The sequence below is a fragment of the Streptomyces sp. NPDC090741 genome (genome assembly GCF_044769045.1).
In the GTDB taxonomy this organism is placed as follows: Bacteria; Actinomycetota; Actinomycetes; order Streptomycetales; family Streptomycetaceae; genus Streptomyces.
Genome location: NZ_JBIVXF010000025.1, coordinates 1 through 20,180, shown reverse-complemented (window position 1 = coordinate 20,180; position 20,180 = coordinate 1). Strand labels below are relative to the sequence as shown.

Sequence of the window (20,180 nt, the reverse complement as noted above, 5' to 3'; positions counted from 1 at the left end):
GCCATGACCGTCACAGCACTCGACACACCGCCCCGACCGGGCCTGAGCCGCGGCACCGCGGTGGCGCTCGCGACCGCGGGCGCCCTCACCGTCGCGAACATCTACTTCCCGCAACCGCTGTTGGACGCCATCGCCACCGGTCTCGGCATCACGGGATCGGCCGCGGGGCTGGTGGCCACCGCCGCCCAGGTCGGGTACGCCCTGGGCATCGGCCTGGTCGTCCCGCTCGCGGACGGGGCCCGGCTGCGCCGGCTGACCACGGTGCTGCTCCTGCTGACCACGGCCGGGCTGCTGGCGGCGGCCCTCGCCCCCGGGCTGGCCACGCTGACGGCCGCGACGGTGGCCCTGTCCACCACCACCGTGCTGCCGCAGGTGATCATGCCGACGGCGGCCTCGATGGCGGGCCCGGGCCACAGCGGCCGCGCGCTGGGGGTGATCGGCATCGGGCTGACCCTGGGCTCGACGCTCTCGCGCACGCTCTCCGGGGCGGTCGTGGGCCTCAGCGGCGACTGGCGCACCGCCTACGTTGCGGCGGCCGCGCTCACCGGCTCGCTGGTGTTCTTCCTGCCGAGGCTGCTGCCCGAACGGGCGGCCGGCGGCGCGGTGCCCTACCGGCGGCTGATCGCCTCACTGCCGCGGCTGGTGACGGCCCATCCGGAGCTGCGGCTGTCGGCGTTCCTCGGGGCGACGGTCTTCGCGGCGTTCAGCGCGTTCTGGGCGACGCTCGCCTTCCACCTCGCCGGTCCGCCCTTCGACAAGGGGGTCGCCTGGGCGGGGCTGTTCGGCCTGTTCAGCCTGCCGGCGGCGCTGCTGTCCTACTCGGCGGGCCGGCTCAGCGACCGGCGCGGCCCCCGCCACGTCAACCTGGTGGCGTTCGCCTGCGTGTGCGCCGCGTTCCTGGTCCTCGGCCTCTTCGGCGACCGCTCGATGGCCGCCCTGGTCGTCGGCTCCAACCTGCTGGTCTACGGCGGCAGCTGCTGGCAGATCGCCAATCAGGTGCGCATCTTCCGGCTGGACGAGGGGATCCGGGCGCGGCTCAACACACTGTTCATGCTGGCCAGTTTCACGGGCGGCGCGGCGGGGTCGTTCACCGGCACGGCGCTGTACGCGGCCCACGGCTGGGGCGGGATGGTCCTCGGCTGCGGCGGCTTCCTGGCTCTGGCGGGCGCGGGCCTGGCCGCCGGGCGGCGGCTCGGCTGAGGCGGTACGCCGGACACCGCGCGCGGCGCACCGCGGTACGCGGCATACGCGAAGGGGGTGTCGTACGGGCGAGGCCCGTACGACACCCCCTTCGGCTGCGTGGCGCGCGGCGCGCGGCGCAGCCGTCAGGACCGGGAGGTTCCGCGCGACCGGGCGAGGGTCTCGGCCAGCAGCCGCCAGATGTCCGCGGCGAGGTCGATGTTGGAGGCCGCCTGGGCCTGTTCGGCGAGGCGCCGCATCCGCTCCAGCCCCTCCTCCTCGTCGCCCTCGATGATCAGCAGCCGGCTGTCCAGGATGTCCAGCCGGACCCGGTTGCGGTACGTCATGTTCGGGTCGGCGCCGCGCACCCGGTCCAGCAGGGTGCGGGCGTCGGCGAACCGCCCGCCCTCGAAGGCGATCTCGGCCTTGAGGGCGTTCACCTCCTGTCCCAGCGCCGGGATGCCCACGAAGGCGAGGCTCGTCTCGGCCTGTTCGACGTAGGTCTCGGCGACGTCGAGTTCCGGCGGGGCCTTCTGCAGGTGCAGCCGGGCGGCTGCGACCCTCAATCGCGTCCACAGCGACAGGTTCTCGGCGCTGCCGAACCCGGCCAGGGCCCGGTCCAGGAGCTTCTGGGCGCTGGCGAGATCGCCCTGCCGGACCCGGACGGCGGCGGCCGTCCACAGCGCCTCGGCCCACAGGGTGTCGGTGCGGCCCTCGGTGAGGGCGGTCAGCTCGTCCGCGTGGGCGCGGGCCTCCGAGAGGCGGCCCGCTTCGGACTCGACCGAGACCAGCGCGAGCAGGCTGGCGGCCACGTCGGCGACCGGGAGCCGGTGCTCGCGGGCCAGCCGGTGGGCCTCCGAGGCGGCCTCGGCGGCCCGGGGGATCTCGCCGCACGCGCGCAGGCAGCGCGCCAGCTGGGTCAGGCTGCGGGAGCGCAGTTCGGGCAGGCCGAGTTCGTCGCCGAGCCGGACCAGCTCCTCCAGCGCTTCCCCCTCCTGCTTGTGCTCACCCCGGCGTCGGCGCCACTGGGCGACCATCCACAGGGCCTGCCAGCGCAGCAGCGGATCCTGCCCGCCGCCCGCGTCGAGCGCGCGCTGGACTTCCACCACGTTCTCGTCGGAGTCGGCCGAGGCCGCTATGGCCAGGGACCGGGTCAGCGAGTCCGTGACGGCCTCGGCGAACGCCGAGGCGTCGACTCCGAGTTGCGCGGACAGGTGCTCCACGGCACGGGCCGTGGGCTGCCGGGCGCCGGACTCCAGCCTCGACAGGTATCCGGTGGACATGCCTTCGCCGGCCAGGGCGGCCTGCGAGAGCCCCCGCTCGGTCCGGAGCTGCTTGAGCCTGCGGCCGAACAACGGCTGTTCCAACACGTGATCAACCCCAGGGATCGGACGGACAGGGGACTAGGGGGGCCGCGGGCGGGGCGGATGGTCCCGTCGCTCTCCATGCGGCGGGAGGGGTTCCGCTGCAGACAAGGCGAGGCTAGCCCGAAATGGGACGGCCGGGCAAATTCTTGCCCAATGGGCGGACAGGGGAAACCGCGGACATCGCATTCCGGCCAGTTCTTAAATTGCCAATCAGTTGGCAACATCTTGCCAAGGCGTGGGTGCCTGCACTAGCTTCATCGTCATCGCGGCAGTCAGGACCACGCCGCGGACCACCAGCTTTTCCTCTGCCAAGGAGTCGTTTTGCGTTCCTTCATCCGTGCCATCCGGGTTCGCGTCGCCGCGGGCGCCATCGCCTTCGTCGCCCTGCTCGCCGTCACGGGAGCGGCCGGAAACTCCCTCACCGACATCGGCTGGCCGTCGCCGCCGAAGAGCAACGTCGTCGCCGGCGACATCGGCTGGCCCGCCGCCGTGGTGTCGTCGAACGTCGCCCGCGCCGACATCGGCTGGCCGTCCCCGCGCCCGTAACCGCGCCCCCGACCCCGCCCCCGACCGCGCCGGCATCCCCGGCCGGCTCGCCGGCCGCCCCTCATACCTCGCACACCGCTCCAGAGAGTGAAGGACCCGATGGCTTCCGACTCGCCTCCGGCCCGCCCGGTCAAGACCGCAGTGATCGTCGACGGATACTCGACCGGGACCTTCCTGCCCCCGGCCTTCGCCCGGCTCGGCGTCGACGTGGTGCACGTGTACAGCTCCGCCGAACCTATGTCGACCATGCTCCAGCCGGATCCCGGCGCCTACCGGCAGCAGTTCTCCTGCCCGGACGCCGCCGCCTTCGAGACGACCGTCGAGGCGCTGCGGGCACTCGGCCCGGTGGCCGTCCTGGCGGGCCAGGAGCCCGGCGTCCCGCTCGCCGACGCGCTCAGCGAGGCCCTGGGCCTCGCCACCAACGGGACGGCGCTCTCCGCCGCCCGGCGCGACAAGTACGAGATGATCGAGGCCCTGCGCCGTGCCGGAGTGCGCTGCGCGGACCAGTACAAGAGCGGTGACCCGCAGGCCCTCGCCGACTGGGCCGAGCGGGCGGGCACGTACCCGGTGATCGTCAAGCCGCTGAGCTCGGCCTCCACCGACCACGTCTACCGCTGCCACACCGCGGCCGAGGTCCTCGCGGCCGCCCGCGCGGTGCTGAGCTCGACCGACATCTTCGACCGGCGCAACTCCGAGGCGCTCGTGCAGTCCTTCCTGGAGGGCACCGAGTACATCGTCGACACCGTCAGCGTCGCCGGACAGCGGTACGTGTGCGGGGTGTGGGAGTACGAGAAGGAGATCCTGCCCAGCGGCAAGAACATCTACGACCTCGACGTCCTGCTCGCCCCCGACGCCCACCCGGTCCCCGAGCTGATCGCGTACGTCGACACCGTGCTCCAGGCCCTCGGCATCGAGCACGGCCCCGCCCACGCCGAGGTCATCATGACCCCGCGGGGCCCGGCCCTGGTCGAGATCGGCGCACGCCTCAACGGCAACATGAACCCGGGCTTCCACGACGTGTGCCTGGGCGCCAACCAGGCCGATCTGACCGCCCTGGCCTACGCCCGCCCGGGGGAGTTCACCGAGCGGTACGCCGGCCAGGTCTACTCCCCGCGCGCCGCGGCCGCCGTCCACAGCACCCGCACCGAGCTCAGCGGCCTGGTCGAGTCCGTGGACCGGGAGGCGGTCGAGCGGATCGAGGCCCTGCCCAGCGTCCACCTCGTCGGGGTCAAGCTCGGCCCCGGCAAGCGCATCAGCCCCACCGCGGATCTGCTCACCAGCCCGCTGCGGATCTTCCTGACGGCGGACGACATGGAGCAGGTCCGGGCCGACCGGCGCACCATCCAGACCCTGAAGGACGAGGTCTACGCGGTGGCCGAGGACGCGCGGCGCCCCAGCGTGCTGCTGCTGGGCACCGACAAGTACGTCATGCAGGCCTGCGTACGCGGCGGCATCGACGCGGTGGTCGTACGGGGCGCCGCCGGGTACGACCACGGACTCGCCGAGGTCCCCGAGGAGCTCACCGTCCTCCTCGTCGACGACCACAAGAGCCCCGAGGCCGTCCTGATGGCCCTGCACCGGGCCGGACTGGGCGAGCACCGCTTCGACGCCGTCCACACCTCCGACGAATGGGCGCTGGTCACCGCCGGCGTGCTCGCCGCCCAGCTCGGCTGCCGCGCCGTCGACCCGGTCACCGCCGTGCACTTCCGCGACAAGTCGCTCCAGAAGCGCAAGGTGGCGGCGGCCGGCATACCGACCGCCCGGGTCACCGTCATCGACGACGTCCACGACGTCTCCGGCGTCGCGTGGGAGTACGACAAGGCGGTGCTCAAGCCCGTCGCCGGCGCGGCGACCGCCCGCACCGCGGTCGTCGACAGCGCGGAGGGGCTGCGCGCCCTCAGCCGCCGCTACCGCGCGGAGCGCACGGCGCAGCGCACCTTCGTCCTGGAGGAGTACGTCGGCGGCGAGGAGTGGATCGCGGACGGCTTCGTGTACGGCGGCGAGCTGCTCTTCCTGGCCGTCGGCCGCTACGGGGCGCCCTGCCTGACCATGATCGACGAGCAGACCCCGCTCTCGATGTGGCACTTCGACCCCAAGGACGACACCTGGGCCTACGACCGGGGCGAACCGGTGGTACGGCGGGCCCTGGAGGCCCTCGGCCTGCGCGACGGCGTCTTCCACATGGAGCTCTTCCACGATCCCGGAACCGGGCGGCTGACGTTCAGCGAGTGCGCGGCACGCCGCGGCGGCGGGCTGATCCACGAGCAGATCCAGGCCAAGTTCGGCATCCACCTGGGCGAGGCGGCGCTGCTGAGCGCGCTCGGCCGGACCCCCTCGACCGCGGTCGATCGCCGTCCCGGGATCTTCGGCACCAGCTACCTCAAGGGCCGGGCCGGCATCATGTTCTCCTGCCCCTCCCCCGCCGAGCTGCGCGCCCTGCCGGGTGTGGAGTTCGCCCGGGTGGAGTTCCCGGCCGGCGAGCGCTTCCTCGGCGACATCGACAACACCAACCACCGCGTGGGACAGGTGCTCGTGTCGGCGCAGGACGAGGAGCAGCTGCACGCCCGGTTCGCCGAGGTGGGTGCCTGGTTCGACGAGCGCCTGGTGATCGCCCCGCAGGGCGTCACCGGCCGCGAGATCCGTGCCTGGGGCCGCGAGCTGCGGCCCGAGGCGGACTTCCGGGACCCGCTGTGGCCGTGACCGCACCCGCCCGGGGCCCGCAGGCCGACGGCGCGGCGCCCCGGCGGGGGCCGCTCGCGCGGCTCCTGCCGGAGCCCGGTCCCCGCCGGACCCTGGCGGGGGCGACCTTCGTCAACGCGTTCGGCAGCGGGATGTTCATGTCGTCGAGCGCCCTGTACTTCACCCGCGTCGTCCACCTCCCCATGTCCCAGGTGGCGTTCGGGCTCTTCGCCGGAGCGATGGTCGGCCTGGTGGCCGGTGTCTTCGGCGGCCGGATCGCGGACCGCTGGGGTGCCCGGGAGACACAGATCGCCGTGATGCTCTCGGGCGCGGTGTTCATGGGCTGCTTCCTGCTGGTCGACGCCTTCTGGTCGTTCCTGCTCATCTCGGTCCTGACCGGGGTGGTGTTCGCGGCCGACAAGTCCAGCCGGGCGCCGCTGGTACGGGGCTTCGGCGGCGAGGACCCGGCCGGCTTCCGCGCCTATCTGCGGGCCGGGACCAACCTGGGCATCTCGCTCGGGGCGCTGGCCGCGGGAGTGGCCATCCAGCTCGACACCGCGCCGGCCTACCTGAGCCTGGTCGGCGGCCGGGCCCTCGCGTTCGTGGGCTGCGCCCTCGCGCTCCTGTGGCTGCCCCGGCTCGCCCCCGTGGAGGCGCCTCCGCTCAGCGGCCGCTGGGAGGCCCTGCGGGACCGGCCGTACCTCGCGGCCACCCTCCTCAACTCCCTGATGTCCCTGCACTTCGCGGTGCCGACCTTCCTGCTCCCGCTGTGGATCGTCGAGCACACCGAGGCCCCCCGGTGGATGGTCTCCGGGGTGCTCGTCCTCAACACCGTCCTGGTCATCACCCTCCAGGTCGCGGTCAGTAAGAACGTCAGCGACCCGGCGTCGGCCGGCACCCGGATGCGCTGGGCGGGCGGCGCCGTCGCCGCCGGGCTGGTCCTGATGATGGCGGCCGGCGATCTGCCCGCCTGGGCCTCCGTCGCGCTCCTGCTGGCGGCCACCGCCGTCTACACGCTCGGCGAGCTGTGGCACGCGGCCGCCGCGATGGAGTACTCCTTCGGGCTCGCCGCCCCGCACGCCCAGGGCCAGTACTCCGGCGTCTTCGGTCTCGGCGGCGGCCTCGCGGAGGCGCTCGCCCCCGCCGTGCTCGGCACCCTGGCCTTCGGCCTCGGGCGCCCGGGCTGGCTGCTGCTGGCGGTCGTGTTCCTCGCCGTCGGCTGGGCCGCCCGCCCGCTCGTCGCCTGGGCCGTACGGACCGCTCCGCGGGCCCGGACCTACGAGGGCCCGGTCGTCTGAACCGTCCGCGCCGGACGCCCTCTTCCCCGTCCTTCCCGCCTTCTTCTCCCCTTCCTTCTTCTTCCTTCTTCCCTGTTTCTTCACCTTTCAGGAGATCACCATGGCCACCCCGACCCTCAGCGTCATCGACCCCGAGCTCGTCGAGATCGTCCCCGGGCTCACGCTCGACCACGACGAGCTCCAGAAGGCCCACCAGCAGTACCTCGACCTCCTCCCCGACGCCCCGTCCGGCAAGCCGGAGGACCGACTGCGCCGCCTGGGTCTGACCCACCGCGCCGGCGCCGAGGACCCGTGGCGCGACGCGGGCAACGGCCAGTTCGACCAGCGGACCGGCCTCAAGAACTTCGAGGAGGGCGAGTTCGCGTTCTTCAACGAGGAGTTGAAGGACACGTACTTCCACGAGCTCTACAAGAGCCTGCCGTTCCGCCCCGGCCGGATGCGCCTGGTCACCCTGCACCCGGGCGAGATCTACCACATGCACACCGACCACTCGCGCGTCGCGCACGTGGCGCTCACGACCAACGAGGACAGCCGCCTGCTGTTCCGCAGCGGCCACACCTACCACGTGCCGACCGACGGCCGGGTCCACATCCTCAACACCCTGCGCCACCACTCCGCGTACAACGCCGGTGGCACCGACCGCATCCACCTGACGATGACGCTGGCCGACTGACCCCCGCCGCCCCGCGCCCCGACCGTCACCGAAGGAGTACCGATGTCAACGCCGTCCGCCGCCCGGGCCGGTCAGTCCCTGGCCCACCGCAGCACCGAGGAGTTCCGGCAGTGGGCCGACGAGGTCCGCGCCGCCACCACCGATCGCCCGCTGGGCGTCGGCGGGGCCCGTCCAGCCCCCGGCGGGCGATCCGCGCTGGTGCGGCTGCCCCTTGACGCCGCCCTGCGCGCGGCGGTCGGGCGCGCGGCCCGCGCACACCGCGTCACCCCGCTGACCGTGGGCCTCGCCGCCCTCGCCGTGACGCTCACCCGGCGGACCGGCACGGACCGGGCGGTGGCCGGGGCGCTGCGGGTGCCCGTCGTACTGGAGGTACGGGACGAGGCGGCCCCGGCCGAGCTCCTCGCGGCCACCGACCGGTCGCTGGAGCGGTCGATCTCCCTGTGGTCCGACGGGGCGGACGGCCCGGTCCCCGACCACCTGGTCGAGTTCCGGCACGGCGCCGCCCCGGTCGCGCTGTCGGGGGCGCTGGAGATCTCCGTCGCCCTGTGGGACACCGACCCGGCCGGGGATGCGGCCGAACTCGTCGCGCGGTACAGCGAGGAGCGGTACTCCGCTTCGGGCGTCCTGCGGCTGCTCGCCCAGCTGCGCACGGTCCTGCGCGGGCTGACCGGCGAACAGGCTCCGGCCGTCGGCGCGCTGCCGCTGCTGGAGGAGGACGAGCAGCGGGAGCTGCTGGCGCTCGGGCAGGGCCGCGCGCTGCCGGCCGAGGGCCGCGAGCCGGTGCACGAGCGGGTCTCGGCACTGGCCCGCACCGAGCCCGGCCGGACCGCGGTGGTCTGCGGCGACGACCGGGCCGACCGGGGCGAACTGGAGGCCTGGGCGGGCCGGATCGCCGCCCGGCTGGCCGCGGCCGGCGTCGGCCCGGGCGACCGGGTCGCCGTGCTGGCCGACCGCTCCGTCGCCATGGTCGCGGCGGTGCTCGGCGCGCTGCGGGCGGGAGCCGCGTACGTCCCCGTCGATCCGGCCAACCCGGACGCGCGGATCGCGGCGGTGCTCGCCGATGCCGGGGTCGTCGCGGTCCTGGTGACCGGGGAGCTCGGGCAGCGGGTCGCGGAACTCGGCCTCACCGTCGTCGCCGCCGACGAGGGTGCCCTGCGCGAGCCGGGCGAAGTGGCGGGCAAGGTGGCGGGCGAGGTGCTCCCGGTGGTGGAGACCCGCCCCGAGGACCCCGCGTACCTCATCTACACCTCGGGAAGCACCGGTACACCCAAGGGCGTGGTGGTGGAGCACGCCCAGCTGGCCGCCTCCACCCTCGCTCGCCGCGAGGTCTACCCGGACCGGCCCGTCTTCCTGCTGCTCTCCCCGCTCGCCTTCGACTCCTCCGTCGCCGGTCTGTGGGGCACGCTGACCGCGGGCGGGCAGCTGGTGGTGGCGGGCCCCGACGAGTACCGCGACCCGGAGGCGCTGCTCGGGCTGATCGAGCGGCACGCGGTGACGCACCTGCTGTGCGTACCGTCCCTGTACGACGCGATCCTGACGGCGGGCGAGCGGCTGGGCCGGCTGCCCGCCGGTCTGACCACGGTGATCACGGCCGGCGAAGCGCTCTCGGAGGACCTGCTGCGCCGGCATGCCGGACTGCTCGGCGCCACCGCCCTCGTGAACGAGTACGGGCCCACCGAGGCGACCGTGTGGGCGAGTTACCGGCGCTTCGAGGCCGCGGGCCCCGTCGACATCGGCGGTCCGGTGCCCGGCGCCCTGCTGTACGTACTGGACCGGGCGGGGCGGCTGGTGCCGCCCGGCGTCACCGGTGAGCTCCACATCGGCGGAGCCGGTGTCTCCCGCGGCTACTTCGGGCAGCCGCAGGCCACCGCGGAGTCCTTCGTCCCGGACCCGTTCGCGGGCGGCGACGCCCGGATGTACCGGACGGGCGACTTGGTCCGCTGGTCCGGGACGGGCACCCTGGAGTTCCTCGGGCGCCGCGACAACCAGGTCAAGATCCGCGGGCACCGGGTCGAGCTGGGCGCGGTCGAGTCGGCGCTGCGGTCCTGCCCCGGCATCCGCGACGCGGTCGCGGTCGCGGACGCGGCCGGGACCCGGCTGACCGGGTTCGTGGTCACGAGCGATCCCGCGGCCCTGGACTCCGTACGGGAGCGGCTGGCCCGGCTGCTGCCCGCGGCGGCGGTGCCGGCCCGGCTGCGGGCGGTGGACGCCTTCCCGGTGACCGTCAACGGCAAGGCGGACCGGGCGGCGCTCGCCGCGCTCCCGGAGCAGGAGGCGCAGGCCCCGGCCGCCGACGGCGTTAACGGCGTTAACGCCGTTAACGGCGGCGGCGATACGGTCGCGCAGGTCTCGGCCGCATGGGCGGAGGTCCTGGAGATCTCCTCGGTGCCCACCGGTGTCAACTTCTTCGACCTGGGCGGGCATTCGCTGCTCATCATGCGGCTCCAGGAGGCGCTGGGCCGCCATACCGGCGTACGGCCCTCCGTCGTGGAGCTGTTCCGCTGCTCCACGGTCGACGCCCAGGCCGAGCTCGTACGGGCCGGCGGCGGGGCGGACGCCGCCGCGGCCGCTCCGGCCGACGGCCGCGCCGAGCGGGCCCGCCGCGAGCGCGCCGCCCGCGCCCGCCAGCGCCGTGCCCTGCAGGGAGCCACCCGATGACCGCACCGACGGCACCTTCCGAGTTCCCCGGCGCCCCCGAGGACGACGACCGGGACCGGTCCCTGGACATCGCCGTCACCGGCATGGTCGGCCGCTTCCCCGGCGCCGGCGACATCGGCTCCTGGTGGCAGGCCCTGCTGCGCGGCGAGATCCTCACCTCGCGCCTGGACCGCGAACGGCTCCTGGCCGACGGGGAGCCGGCGAGCGTCCTGGACGACCCCGACTACGTTCCCGTACGGGGCCTGCTGGAGGACGCCGACCGGTTCGACCACGAGCTCTTCGGCATCAGCCCCCGCGAGGGCGAACTCATGGACCCCCAGCACCGGCTGATGCTGGAGGCCGCCTGGACGGCCCTGGAGGACGCGGGCTGCGATCCGCTGACGGAATCCCGCACCACCGGCGTGTACGCCAGCGCGAGCAGCAGCGCGTACCTGCGCGCCATGCTCACCTCCAACACGCTGGACGCGGCGGGCATCGAGGAGGCCCTGCGCGCCAACGAGCCGGACTACATGGCCACCCGGATCGCCTACCGGCTCGGGCTGACCGGCCCGGCGATGAGCGTGCTGACCGCGTGCTCCTCCTCGCTGGTCGCCGTGCACCTCGCCGTACAGGCCCTGCTGGCCGGCGAGTGCGAGCAGGCCGTGGTCGTCGCGGCGGCCGTCGACTTCCCGCAGGCCGGGCACGTGCACCTGCCCGGCGGCATCCTCTCCGCCTCCGGCGAGTGCCGGCCCTTCGACGCCTCGGCCGACGGCGCGCTGGCGGGCTCCGGAGTGGTGGCCGTGGTCCTCCGTCCGGCCGAGGAGGCCCTGGCCGACGGCGCCGACCCGTACGGACTGATCATCGGCAGCGCCGTCAACAACGACGGCTCCGCCAAGGCCGGCTACCAGGCACCCTCCGCCGCCGGGCAGGAGGCCGTCATCCGGTCCGCCCTCGCGGCCGCGGACATCGGCGCCGACACCCTGGGCTACCTGGAGGCGCACGCCACCGGCACCCGGGTCGGCGACCCCATCGAGTGGTCGGCCGCCTCCTCCGTCCTGCGCGGCCTGGGCGCCGCCCCGGGCCGGATCGCCGTCGGGGCGGTGAAGGCCAACATCGGCCACCTCGACGCGGCCTCCGGGCTGGTCTCGCTGATCAAGACGCTGCTGGTGGTGCGCGAGGGCCGGATTCCGCCGGTGGCCGGATTCAGCAGCCTCAACCCGCTCCTGGAGACCGACGGTTCGCCCCTGTACGTGCCCACCGGCCTGCTCGACTGGGCGGGCCCCGGCCCGCGCCGGGCCGGCGTCAGCTCCTTCGGCATCGGCGGGACCAACGCCCATGTCGTCGTGGAGCAGCCCCCCGTACGGCCCCGGACGCCGCAGCCCGCGGACGGCGGCCCGCAGGACCGGGTGCTGCTGCTGTCGGCCGCCGGGCCGGAGGCCCTGGCGCGTACGGCACGGCTCCTCGCCGACCGGCTGCCCGGCCTGGACTCCACGTCCCTCGGCGACATCGCCCACACCCTGGCCGCCGGGCGGGCCCGGCTGCCCCACCGCACGGCCGTCGCCGGGCGTACCCACCGGGAACTCGCCGACCGCCTGCGCGCGGCCGCCGACTCCCCCTCGTACGCGGACAGGCCGGCCCCCGTGGTGTTCCTGCTGCCCGGCCAGGGCAGCCAGCGCCCCGGCATGGCCCTGCCGCTGCGGGACGCGCTGCCCGGGTTCGGCGCCGCGCTGGAGGGGTGCCTGGCGCACTTCGAACCGGACCTGGCGGCGCGGCTGCGTCCAGCCCTGTTCGATCCCGCGTTCCCCGCCGGGGAGCTGGCGCGGACCGAGCTGGCCCAGCCCGCGCTGTTCTGCGTGGAGTACGCGGCGGCCACCGCGCTGACGGGTCTCGGCCTCGCCCCGGTCGCCCTGGCCGGGCACAGCCTCGGCGAGCTGACCGCGGCCGCGCTGGCGGGCGTACTGCCGCTCGGCGATGCCGCGGCGCTGGTGGCGCTGCGCGGCCGGGCCATGCAGGCCTGTCCGCCCGGCGCGATGCTGTCCCTCGCCGTGGGCGAGGCGGAGGCACGGGAGCTGGCCCGGGAGTTCGCCGCCGCGGGCGGGCCCCTGCTGGAGCTCGCCGCCGTGAACACGGCCGACAGCTCGGTCCTGGCCGGGCCCGGCGACGCGGTGGACGCCTTCCGGTCCTGGCTCGGCGACCGGGAGCGGACCCGGCGGCTGCAGACCAGCCACGCCTTCCACACCTCGATGATCGATCCGGCCGTCCGGGAGCTCGGGCGGGCCGTGGCGGGGGTGGCCCTGGGGCGCCCGCGGCTGCCGTACCTGTCCAATGTCACCGGAACGCTGGTGGCGGCCGGCAGCGAGGTCGAGGCCGGGTCGTTCGCCGAACAGGCGCGCAGCACCGTACGGTTCGCGGCCGGACTGGCGGCGATCGCCGGGGCCCACCCGGACGCGGTGGCGATCGAGGTCGGCCCCGGCAGGGCGCTGAGCGGTATGGCAGAGGCCGCGGGGCTGACCGCGGTGGCCCTCGCGGCGGGGCGCACGGACCGGCCCGGCGAGGAAACACTGGCGGCGCTGGCCGGCCTGTGGAGCGCCGGACTGCCGCTCGACGCGGTGGCACTGGCGGGCCCCGGACGCCCCGTGCACCTTCCCGGCCACGCCTTCGCGGGGCCGCGGCTGGTGGCGCCCGCGGCGCGGACCGGGGCGCGCCCGGCCGCCGCGACGGAGTCCGTACCGGGCGGCGGGGCGGGGAGGACGGCCGCGGCCACGCCGGCCGCGCCCGCCACTCCGGCGACTCCCGCCACGCCCGCGACGCCCGGCGAGGCGGTGTCGGCCCGGTGGACCGAGCTGCTCGGCCGGCCCGAACTGTCTCCCGAGTCGGACTTCTTCGACCTCGGAGGGGACTCGCTGCTGGTGGTCCGCCTCGCCCGGCGGCTCGGCGACGACCTCGGAGTCCGCGTTCCGGTCCGCGCGCTGATCACCGGCCCGACGCTGGCCCAGCAGACGGCCCTCGTGGAATCGCTGATCACGGCAGGAGAGCGACGATGACGATGACGAAGACGACCTGGCTGAAATGCCCCGCCGTGCGCCCGGAGGCGACCCATCGCCTCGTCTGCTTCCCGCACGCCGGCGGCTCCGCCTCCTTCTTCCACGATTGGGCCCGGCAGCTGCCCGGGTACGAGACCCACGCGGTCTGCTACCCGGGCCGCGCGGCCCGGCTCGACGAGCCGCTCCACACCGACCTGCACCGGCTGGCCGACGACATCGCGGACGCCCTGCTGGCCCTGCGGGACGACCGGCCCGTGGCCTTCCTCGGCCACAGCATGGGCGCGGTCGTCGCCTACGAGACCGCACGAAGGCTCCAGGCGGCCGGCCGGCCGGTGGCCCACCTCTACGCCTCCGGCGCCCGAGCCCCGCACCTGGCGCACCCCGCCGACGACGGCCCCGACGGGGCCGACACGGCGGACATGGACGACGAGGCCATCGCGGACGCCCTCGTGGCGCTGGGCGGCACCGACGCCGAGCTGCTGTCCGACCCGGACTTCCGCGAGCTGGTCCTGCCCTACGTGTGCGGGGACTTCAGGATGTTCGACGCCTACGAGCACCGGCCCGGTCCGCTGCTGACCTGCCCGGTCACCGCCATCGCGGGCGACGCGGACCCCCAGGTGGGCGAGGCGCACGCGGCGTCCTGGGCGGCCGTGACCGAGGGGGCGTTCCGCCACCACACCGTGCCGGGCGACCACTTCTACCTGATCCCGCGGCCACCGATCGCGGTACTCGCCCAGGGGCTGCCGCATGAAGTCCGCTGACCTGTTCCCGGCTTCCCGGGCCGGCCGGACCATCGCGCTCGGCGCGGCCGTGGACGCCATCGCCGTCGGGATGTTCCTGGCGGCCGCCACCCTCTACTTCGTGGGCCTCGTAGGGATCCCGGCGGTGGCGGTGGGCGGCGCGCTCACCGCGGCCAACGTGCTGGGCCTGCTCGCCCCGGCGCCCTTCGGGGCGCTGGCCGGGCGGCTGGGGGCACTGCCCGTCTACGTGGGGCTGACCCTGGCGCGGGCGGCGGGCTTCACCGCGTACGCCTTCGTCGACGGGTACGCCGGCTACTTCGCCGTCACCTGCCTGATCACGGTGGCCACGCGCGCGGCGATGCCGCTGCTCCAGGTGGTGGTGGGCGAGCTGGAGTCGCCGGCCCAGCGGACCAGGACCATGGCCTCGCTGCGGGCCGTGAGCAACGTCGGGATGACCGTGGGCTTCCTCCTCGCGGCCGTCGTGCAGGCGGCGCACTCGCGGGCCGCGTTCACCGCGCTCTTCGCCTTCAACGGAGCGGCGTTCGTGGCGGTGGCGCTCCTGATCCGCACGGCGGGGGCGCGCCCGGCCGCGCAGCCGTCCGGGGGGTCGTCCGCGGGGTCGTCCGCCGTGACGGAGCCGGATATAGAGCGGGCTCCGGGGCCGGTCCTTCCGGGCCCGGAACCCGGTCCGGACCCGCGCGCGGGAACCACCGCGGCGGGCTCCCCGTACCGGGACCGCCGGTTCCTGACGGCCACGCTCGCCAACTCCGTGCTGCTGCTGAACGACTCGATCCTGTTCATCCTCGTACCGCTCTGGATGACCGAGCGGGCCGGACTGCCCGAGGGGGCCAGCTCCGTGGTCCTCGCCGTCAACACGGTGCTGACGGTGGTCCTCCAGGTGTACGTGGCCCGGTTCGCCCAGGGCGCCTCGAAGGCCCTGCGGCTGCTGCGCTGGGCCTGCGCCCCGCTGGTGCTCTCCTGTGTCCTGTTCGCCGCGGCGGACGGCGGGGGCCTCGTCGTCGCGCTGGTGGCCGTGCTGCTCGCCGTGGTCGCGCTGACCGTCGGCGAGAACCTGCACGCCGTGGCCGCCTGGGAGCTGTCGTACGAGATGGCCCCGGCGCGCTCGCGCCCGCAGTACCTGTCCGTGTTCAGCATGGGCATGAGCGCCCAGCTGATCGTCGGCCCGTTCCTGATGACGGCGTACGTGCTGCCGGCCGGTCCGGTCGGCTGGCTGGTCGTCGCCGGGCTCTTCCTCGCCGCCACGGCGGCCTTCTCCGTGGCCGCCCGGCCCTTCACCGCCGCCGCCCCCTCCCCGACTCCCACCCCCGAAAGGGCCGTGTCCCATGCCTGACCTCGCCCACTCCGGCACCCACGCCGAAGCCCACGCCGGCGACCACTACCTGATGTTCGCGATCGGTCCCCGCCTGGAATTCGCGGCCCGGCTGCTGGAACTGGACCCGGACGCCGCCATCTCGGTCGTCTGCCGCCCCGAGCACCTGGCCCGGATCACCGATTCCGGCCACTACGTGCGCGTGCTCGCGGTGCGCCAGGACGCCCCGCTCGACGAGGTCGTCGCGCTGGCCCGCACCGTCCACGCGATCCGGCCGGTCACCCGGATCACCACGTTCTGGGAGCACGACCAGGACCGCGCGGCGGCGGTGGGCGCGGCCCTGGGCATCGCCACGCACAGCCCGGAAACGGTCCGGCTGGTGCAGGACAAGCACGCGATGCGGGAGCGGCTGCGCGAGACGGGCGTGGAGGACACGAAGGCGGCACGTGCGTACGGCGAAGCGGACCTGCTCGCGTTCGGCGAGGCGGCCGGGTACCCGTTCATCGTCAAGCCGACGGCGGGTACGGCCAGCTTCGGGGTCACCCTCGTGCACACCCCCCGGGAGGCGTCGGCGGCCTACCGCACGGCGACCGGCGACTTCCCCGGGATCGCCCGCCTGGGCGTGCTGGCGGAGCAGTACCACACGGGTCCGCAGTACAGCGTCGAGGCCTTCTCCGAGGCCGCCGAGCACGTGGTCGTCGCGATCACCCGGAAGTACTCCGACCCGCGGGACATGGTCGAGCTCGGCCATGTCCTGCCGGCCCCGCTGGACGCCGCCGCGCAGGAGGCGATCGGCGGCCACGTGATGTGCGTCCTGGACGCCCTCGGCGTCGAGTTCGGACCGACGCACACCGAGATCGTCCTCACCGCCGACGGCCCGCGGATCATCGAGACCCATCTGCGCGTGGGCGGCGACGAGATCTTCAACCTGGCCAAGGACGCCACCGGCGTGGACATGATCGAGTTCCAGGCCCGCCAGGCCGCCGGCCTCAAGGTCCTGCCGGACATCCGCGCCGTCCTGGAATCCGGGCGCGCCCCGCGCTGCGAGGCCGTCTGGTACACCGCCCCGGAGGTCACGGGCACCTTCATGGGCCTGGCGGACGGGGACCCGGGTCTGACCGACCCGAACGTCACCGTCCTGCTGCCCGAGGGCTCGGAACTCACCGGCCTCGCCGGGTCCTTCACCCGCATCGCCCGCGCCCGCGGCGCGGCCCCGACTGCGGAGGAGGCGCTCGCGGCCGCCCGCTCGACGGTGGAGGCCCTGTCCTTCGTCTTCCACGTCTCCCCGCCCCCGCGCCGACTGGTCTGACACCGCCCCGCACACCGGCCCACGCTTCGGCCCCCACCCGCCCGCCCCCCGACCGGCCGTCAGGGGGCGGGCATGCCGCTGACCGCCCGGCCTGGGGGGGGGTGGCCGGGCGGCGTGCGGGATCGTCCTTCGTGTGGGGGGCGGGCGGTTGGGTGAGGGCCTACGAGGCCCAGGCGCCCGGTGCTGTGAAGGACGGTCGGGGACGCAGGGGCAGCTTGTACACCTGGGCCTCCGGCTGTGAGGACTGCGCCTCGTTCTGGAGCCGGATACGGGCGGTGAGGAGCACGGCCAGGGCCGCGACCTCCTCCGCGGTCGGGTTGCCCCTGGTGATGCGGATCGAGGCCGCGAGGGCGAGGGCGGACGTGTCGCCGGCGGCGTCCGGGGTGGGGCCCGGAGCCGGCGTGGGGGCGGTCACAGGGGGACGTTCCCGTGCTTGCGGCTCGGCTGCTGCGTGTGCTTCGTACGCAGCATGTCGAGCGTGGAGATGAGCCGCACGCGCGTCTCGGCCGGGTCGATGACGTCGTCCACGAGGCCGCGTTCGGCCGCGTAGTACGGGTGCATCAGCTCGGTCTGGTACTCCTTGATCTTCTGCGCGCGCGTGGCGTCGGGATCGTCCGAGGCGTTGATCTCACGCCGGAAGATGACGTTCGCCGCACCCTCCGCGCCCATCACCGCGATCTCGTTCGAAGGCCAGGCCAGGGCGACGTCCGCGCCGATGGACCGGGAGTCCATGACGATGTAGGCGCCGCCGTAGGCCTTGCGCAGGATCAGGCTGATCCGCGGGACGGTCGCGTTGCAGTACGCGTACAGCAGCTTCGCGCCGTGCCGGATGATGCCGTTGTGCTCCTGGTCGACGCCCGGCAGGAAGCCCGGTACGTCGATCAGCGTGACCAGCGGAATGCTGAACGAGTCGCAGAACTGGACGAAGCGCGCCGCCTTCTCGGAGGCCTGGATGTCCAGGACGCCCGCGAGGTGGGCCGGCTGGTTGGCGACGATGCCGACGACGTGGCCGCCGAGGCGGGTCAGGGCGCAGACGACGTTCTGGGCCCACTGGGCGTGGACCTCGAAGTAGTCCCCGTGGTCGGCGATCTCCTCGATGAGGTCGCGGATGTCGTAGCCCTGGGTCGGCTTGGCCGGGACCAGGTCCAGCAGGCTCTCGCAGCGCCGGTCCACCGGGTCCTCCAGGTCGCCGGCGGGGGCGAGTTCGCGGTTGTTGGAGGGCAGCAGGGAGAGGAGGTGGCGTACGTCCTCCAGGCAGCTCTGCTCGTCGTCGTACGCGAACGCCGCCACGCCCGAGGCGCCGGCGTGGCTGTCGGCCCCGCCGAGGTGCTCCATCGTGACGGCCTCGCCGGTGACGGCCTGGACGACGTCCGGGCCGGTGATGAACATCTGCGAGGTGCCACGCACCATGAAGACGAAGTCCGTGAGAGCGGGCGAGTACGCGGCGCCGCCGGCGCACGGGCCCAGGATCACGGAGATCTGCGGGATGACGCCCGAGTTGCGGACGTTGCGCTGGAAGATGCCGCCGTAGCCGGCGAGCGCGGTGACGCCCTCCTGGATACGGGCGCCCGCGCCGTCGCACAGGCCCACGATCGGGGCGCCGGCCGCCTCGGCCAGGTCCATCAGCTTGTGGATCTTCTCGGCGTGGGCCTCGCCCAGCGCGCCGCCGAAGATGCGGAAGTCGTGGGCGTACGCGAAGACGGTGCGGCCGTGGACCTTGCCCCAGCCGGTGACCACCCCGTCCGTGTGCGGCTTCTTGTCCTCCAGGCCGAAGCCGGTGGCGCGGTGCTTGCGGAGCTGCTCGACTTCGTTGAACGTACCTTCGTCGAAGAGCAGTTCGATCCGCTCGCGGGCGGTCAGCTTGCCCTTCGAGTGCTGGGCCGCGGTGGCGCGTTCGCTCGGGCCGGCCTCGGCCAGCGCCCGTACGGCGTGCAGTTCCGCGGTGCGCTCGCGCAGGGAGGCGAAGCGGGTCTCCTCCCGGCGCGGGGAGATCGCAGCCGCGGGTCGGGAGTCCGCAGCGGGTCGGGAGTCCGGCGCGAGTACGGTCTCCAGTGGTCTTTCCTCGACGATGCTCATACGGGCCCTTTCGACACAGAGGCACCGGGTCCGGCCGGTGTCGCGTCGCCCAGCTTCACCGTGGGCGCTACAGCTTGGCTTGACTCCGGCCCGGGAGCGGGTCGAGCTCCCGGGCCGGGGCACGTGACAGCAGGTCAGACGGGGTCCAGCAGCCCGGAGACCATCGCGACGAACCCCTCGTCGAGCATGGTGGACACGGCGGTGTCGCGGGACGGATCGAGTCCGGCGTCGTGGCAGGCGACGCTGACGAGGTAGCGGCCGAGGACGGGGTAGGTGCCGAAGGCCCATTCGCCGTGGGCGGCGGGAGTGCCGTCGGGGGCGAGCAGGCCGGTGTCGCCGGTACCGCCCGCGGCGAAGCCGAACTCGGAGAAACCCATCCGCAGGCCCTGACCGAGGGCCTTCGTGTACGCCTCCTTCAGCGTCCACAGGCGCAGCATGCCGGCGGTCTGCTCCGCCTCGGGGAGGGCGGCGAGCTCGGCGCGCTCGGCCTCGGTGCACACCTGGTTCTGGAGCAGGGAGAACGCCAGCCTGCGGTCGGCGGGTTCGGTGTCGATGCCGATGCGGCCGTTGCGGCTGATGCCGACCGCGATGAGGTCGTCTGTGTGGGTGAGGCTCAGGTCGATCTGGTCCAGGCCGCGCAGGTACGGGCGCCCGCCCGGCTTGTACGAGAGGTCCAGCTTGGCGGGGTCGGTCCCGAGGGCGGCGGCGGCGGTGTACCGGACGGCGAGCCGGGAGGCGACGAAGCGGAAGCGGATGGTCGGGTCGGTGGTGTGGCGGTAGCGCTGCCAGTCCCGGCCGAGGAGGGGCCGCAGGGCGGGCTCCGCGAGGGCGGCGGTGAGCCATTCGCCCCAGGTGGTGTGGACGGAGGCGTTGCCCCGCCGGGCCATGCCCTCCCGTACGGCATCCCAGGGTCCGGCGGGGCCGGTGACGTGGACGGGCGCCGTGATGCGCTGCGCCGTGTCGCATCGGGGATCTTCCATCGGCATCGGCATCGCCCTCTCGTGGCATGTGTTTCCGCTGGCGGCGGCGGTGACGTGGCGCTGTCACGCTCGGCGCGCCGGGTCGAGGAATCCTCGAACTCCGCTTGAGAAGCACCACAGATCGCACCGCGGAGCGATCGGTACCGCCTCGCCCCGGCGCCTCCCACCACGGGCGCCGCCCCGGAGAGCGCCTCACCCAGGTACCGCCGCAGGGACGCCCCCTACCCCCTAGGTGTTCTGTCCAGGGAGGTTGTGGACGGGTGATGCAGGTCTCGGCTGAGGTGTCTTGAACGGGTGAGGGCCTTCCGGGTTCGGTGTGGAT

The 20,180-nt window shown here is 74.3% G+C and carries 14 protein-coding genes; 10 read left to right on the top strand and 4 right to left on the bottom strand.

The window, feature by feature from the left end; genetic code table 11:
* Positions 1-3: 3 nt before the first annotated feature.
* Entirely contained in the window at positions 4-1,200 is a 1,197-nt protein-coding gene (locus ACIQU4_RS39805; protein WP_403741996.1) for an MFS transporter, read from the top strand.
* Positions 1,201-1,325: 125 nt separating this feature from the next.
* Here the strand turns inward: ACIQU4_RS39805 and ACIQU4_RS39800 are convergent, their stop codons facing one another.
* Positions 1,326-2,549, bottom strand: a complete 1,224-nt coding sequence (locus tag ACIQU4_RS39800) for a helix-turn-helix domain-containing protein (protein WP_403741992.1) — start codon at positions 2,547-2,549, stop codon at positions 1,326-1,328.
* A gap of 318 nt (positions 2,550-2,867) precedes the next feature.
* On the opposite strand from ACIQU4_RS39800, the gene ACIQU4_RS39795 reads away from it, so the two are divergent.
* The 9 genes from ACIQU4_RS39795 (at position 2,868) to ACIQU4_RS39755 (ending at position 16,802) form a co-directional block, all read left to right on the top strand.
* On the top strand, positions 2,868-3,092 hold the full coding sequence (locus tag ACIQU4_RS39795) for a hypothetical protein (protein ID WP_403741990.1): 225 nt from the start codon (positions 2,868-2,870) through the stop codon (positions 3,090-3,092).
* A 99-nt stretch (positions 3,093-3,191) separates the two neighbouring features.
* A complete protein-coding gene (locus tag ACIQU4_RS39790; RefSeq protein WP_403741987.1) occupies positions 3,192-5,792 on the top strand; it encodes an ATP-grasp domain-containing protein in 2,601 nt (866 codons plus the stop codon).
* A complete protein-coding gene (locus ACIQU4_RS39785; protein ID WP_403741984.1) occupies positions 5,789-7,069 on the top strand; it encodes an MFS transporter in 1,281 nt (426 codons plus the stop codon). The genes ACIQU4_RS39790 and ACIQU4_RS39785 overlap by 4 nt, the downstream gene beginning before the upstream one ends.
* A 100-nt stretch (positions 7,070-7,169) precedes the next feature.
* Positions 7,170-7,742 (top strand): hypothetical protein, encoded by a 573-nt coding sequence (locus ACIQU4_RS39780; protein ID WP_403741980.1) that lies wholly within the window; start codon positions 7,170-7,172, stop codon positions 7,740-7,742.
* A 42-nt stretch (positions 7,743-7,784) separates the two neighbouring features.
* Positions 7,785-10,400 (top strand): non-ribosomal peptide synthetase, encoded by a 2,616-nt coding sequence (locus tag ACIQU4_RS39775; protein WP_403741977.1) that lies wholly within the window; start codon positions 7,785-7,787, stop codon positions 10,398-10,400.
* Positions 10,397-13,423, top strand: coding sequence for a type I polyketide synthase (locus ACIQU4_RS39770; RefSeq protein ID WP_403741974.1), 3,027 nt, complete (start codon positions 10,397-10,399; stop codon positions 13,421-13,423). The genes ACIQU4_RS39775 and ACIQU4_RS39770 overlap by 4 nt, the downstream gene beginning before the upstream one ends.
* Complete coding sequence (locus ACIQU4_RS39765; RefSeq protein ID WP_403741972.1) at positions 13,420-14,184, top strand: thioesterase II family protein; 765 nt, start codon at positions 13,420-13,422, stop codon at positions 14,182-14,184. Before ACIQU4_RS39770 ends, ACIQU4_RS39765 begins: the two co-directional genes overlap by 4 nt.
* Positions 14,171-15,514, top strand: coding sequence for an MFS transporter (locus ACIQU4_RS39760; RefSeq protein WP_403741969.1), 1,344 nt, complete (start codon positions 14,171-14,173; stop codon positions 15,512-15,514). The genes ACIQU4_RS39765 and ACIQU4_RS39760 overlap by 14 nt, the downstream gene beginning before the upstream one ends.
* The gene (locus tag ACIQU4_RS39755) at positions 15,507-16,802 is read left to right on the top strand and encodes an acetyl-CoA carboxylase biotin carboxylase subunit family protein (protein ID WP_403741966.1); all 1,296 of its coding nucleotides are present in this window, start codon (positions 15,507-15,509) and stop codon (positions 16,800-16,802) included. The genes ACIQU4_RS39760 and ACIQU4_RS39755 overlap by 8 nt, the downstream gene beginning before the upstream one ends.
* Positions 16,803-16,962: 160 nt before the next feature.
* Here the strand turns inward: ACIQU4_RS39755 and ACIQU4_RS39750 are convergent, their stop codons facing one another.
* The 3 genes from ACIQU4_RS39750 to ACIQU4_RS39740 form a co-directional block, all read right to left on the bottom strand.
* Positions 16,963-17,217, bottom strand: a complete 255-nt coding sequence (locus ACIQU4_RS39750; RefSeq protein ID WP_403741964.1) for an acyl-CoA carboxylase subunit epsilon — start codon at positions 17,215-17,217, stop codon at positions 16,963-16,965.
* A complete protein-coding gene (locus ACIQU4_RS39745) occupies positions 17,214-18,878 on the bottom strand; it encodes an acyl-CoA carboxylase subunit beta (RefSeq protein ID WP_403741961.1) in 1,665 nt (554 codons plus the stop codon). Before ACIQU4_RS39745 ends, ACIQU4_RS39750 begins: the two co-directional genes overlap by 4 nt.
* Positions 18,879-19,012: 134 nt before the next feature.
* A complete protein-coding gene (locus ACIQU4_RS39740) occupies positions 19,013-19,858 on the bottom strand; it encodes a 4'-phosphopantetheinyl transferase family protein (protein ID WP_387289341.1) in 846 nt (281 codons plus the stop codon).
* Positions 19,859-20,180: the final 322 nt, after the last annotated feature.

Excerpts from the sequence above, each read along its gene's own strand:
- ACIQU4_RS39745 (WP_403741961.1), bottom strand. The coding sequence starts at position 18,878 with ATGAGCATCGTCGAGGAAAGACCACTGGAGACCGTACTCGCGCCGGAC.
- ACIQU4_RS39775 (WP_403741977.1), top strand. The coding sequence starts at position 7,785 with ATGTCAACGCCGTCCGCCGCCCGGGCCGGTCAGTCCCTGGCCCACCGC.
- ACIQU4_RS39755 (WP_403741966.1), top strand. The coding sequence starts at position 15,507 with ATGCCTGACCTCGCCCACTCCGGCACCCACGCCGAAGCCCACGCCGGC.
- ACIQU4_RS39765 (WP_403741972.1), top strand. The coding sequence starts at position 13,420 with ATGACGATGACGAAGACGACCTGGCTGAAATGCCCCGCCGTGCGCCCG.
- ACIQU4_RS39790 (WP_403741987.1), top strand. The coding sequence starts at position 3,192 with ATGGCTTCCGACTCGCCTCCGGCCCGCCCGGTCAAGACCGCAGTGATC.
- ACIQU4_RS39760 (WP_403741969.1), top strand. The coding sequence starts at position 14,171 with ATGAAGTCCGCTGACCTGTTCCCGGCTTCCCGGGCCGGCCGGACCATC.
- ACIQU4_RS39740 (WP_387289341.1), bottom strand. The coding sequence starts at position 19,858 with ATGGAAGATCCCCGATGCGACACGGCGCAGCGCATCACGGCGCCCGTC.
- ACIQU4_RS39780 (WP_403741980.1), top strand. The coding sequence starts at position 7,170 with ATGGCCACCCCGACCCTCAGCGTCATCGACCCCGAGCTCGTCGAGATC.
- ACIQU4_RS39770 (WP_403741974.1), top strand. The coding sequence starts at position 10,397 with ATGACCGCACCGACGGCACCTTCCGAGTTCCCCGGCGCCCCCGAGGAC.
- ACIQU4_RS39805 (WP_403741996.1), top strand. The coding sequence starts at position 4 with ATGACCGTCACAGCACTCGACACACCGCCCCGACCGGGCCTGAGCCGC.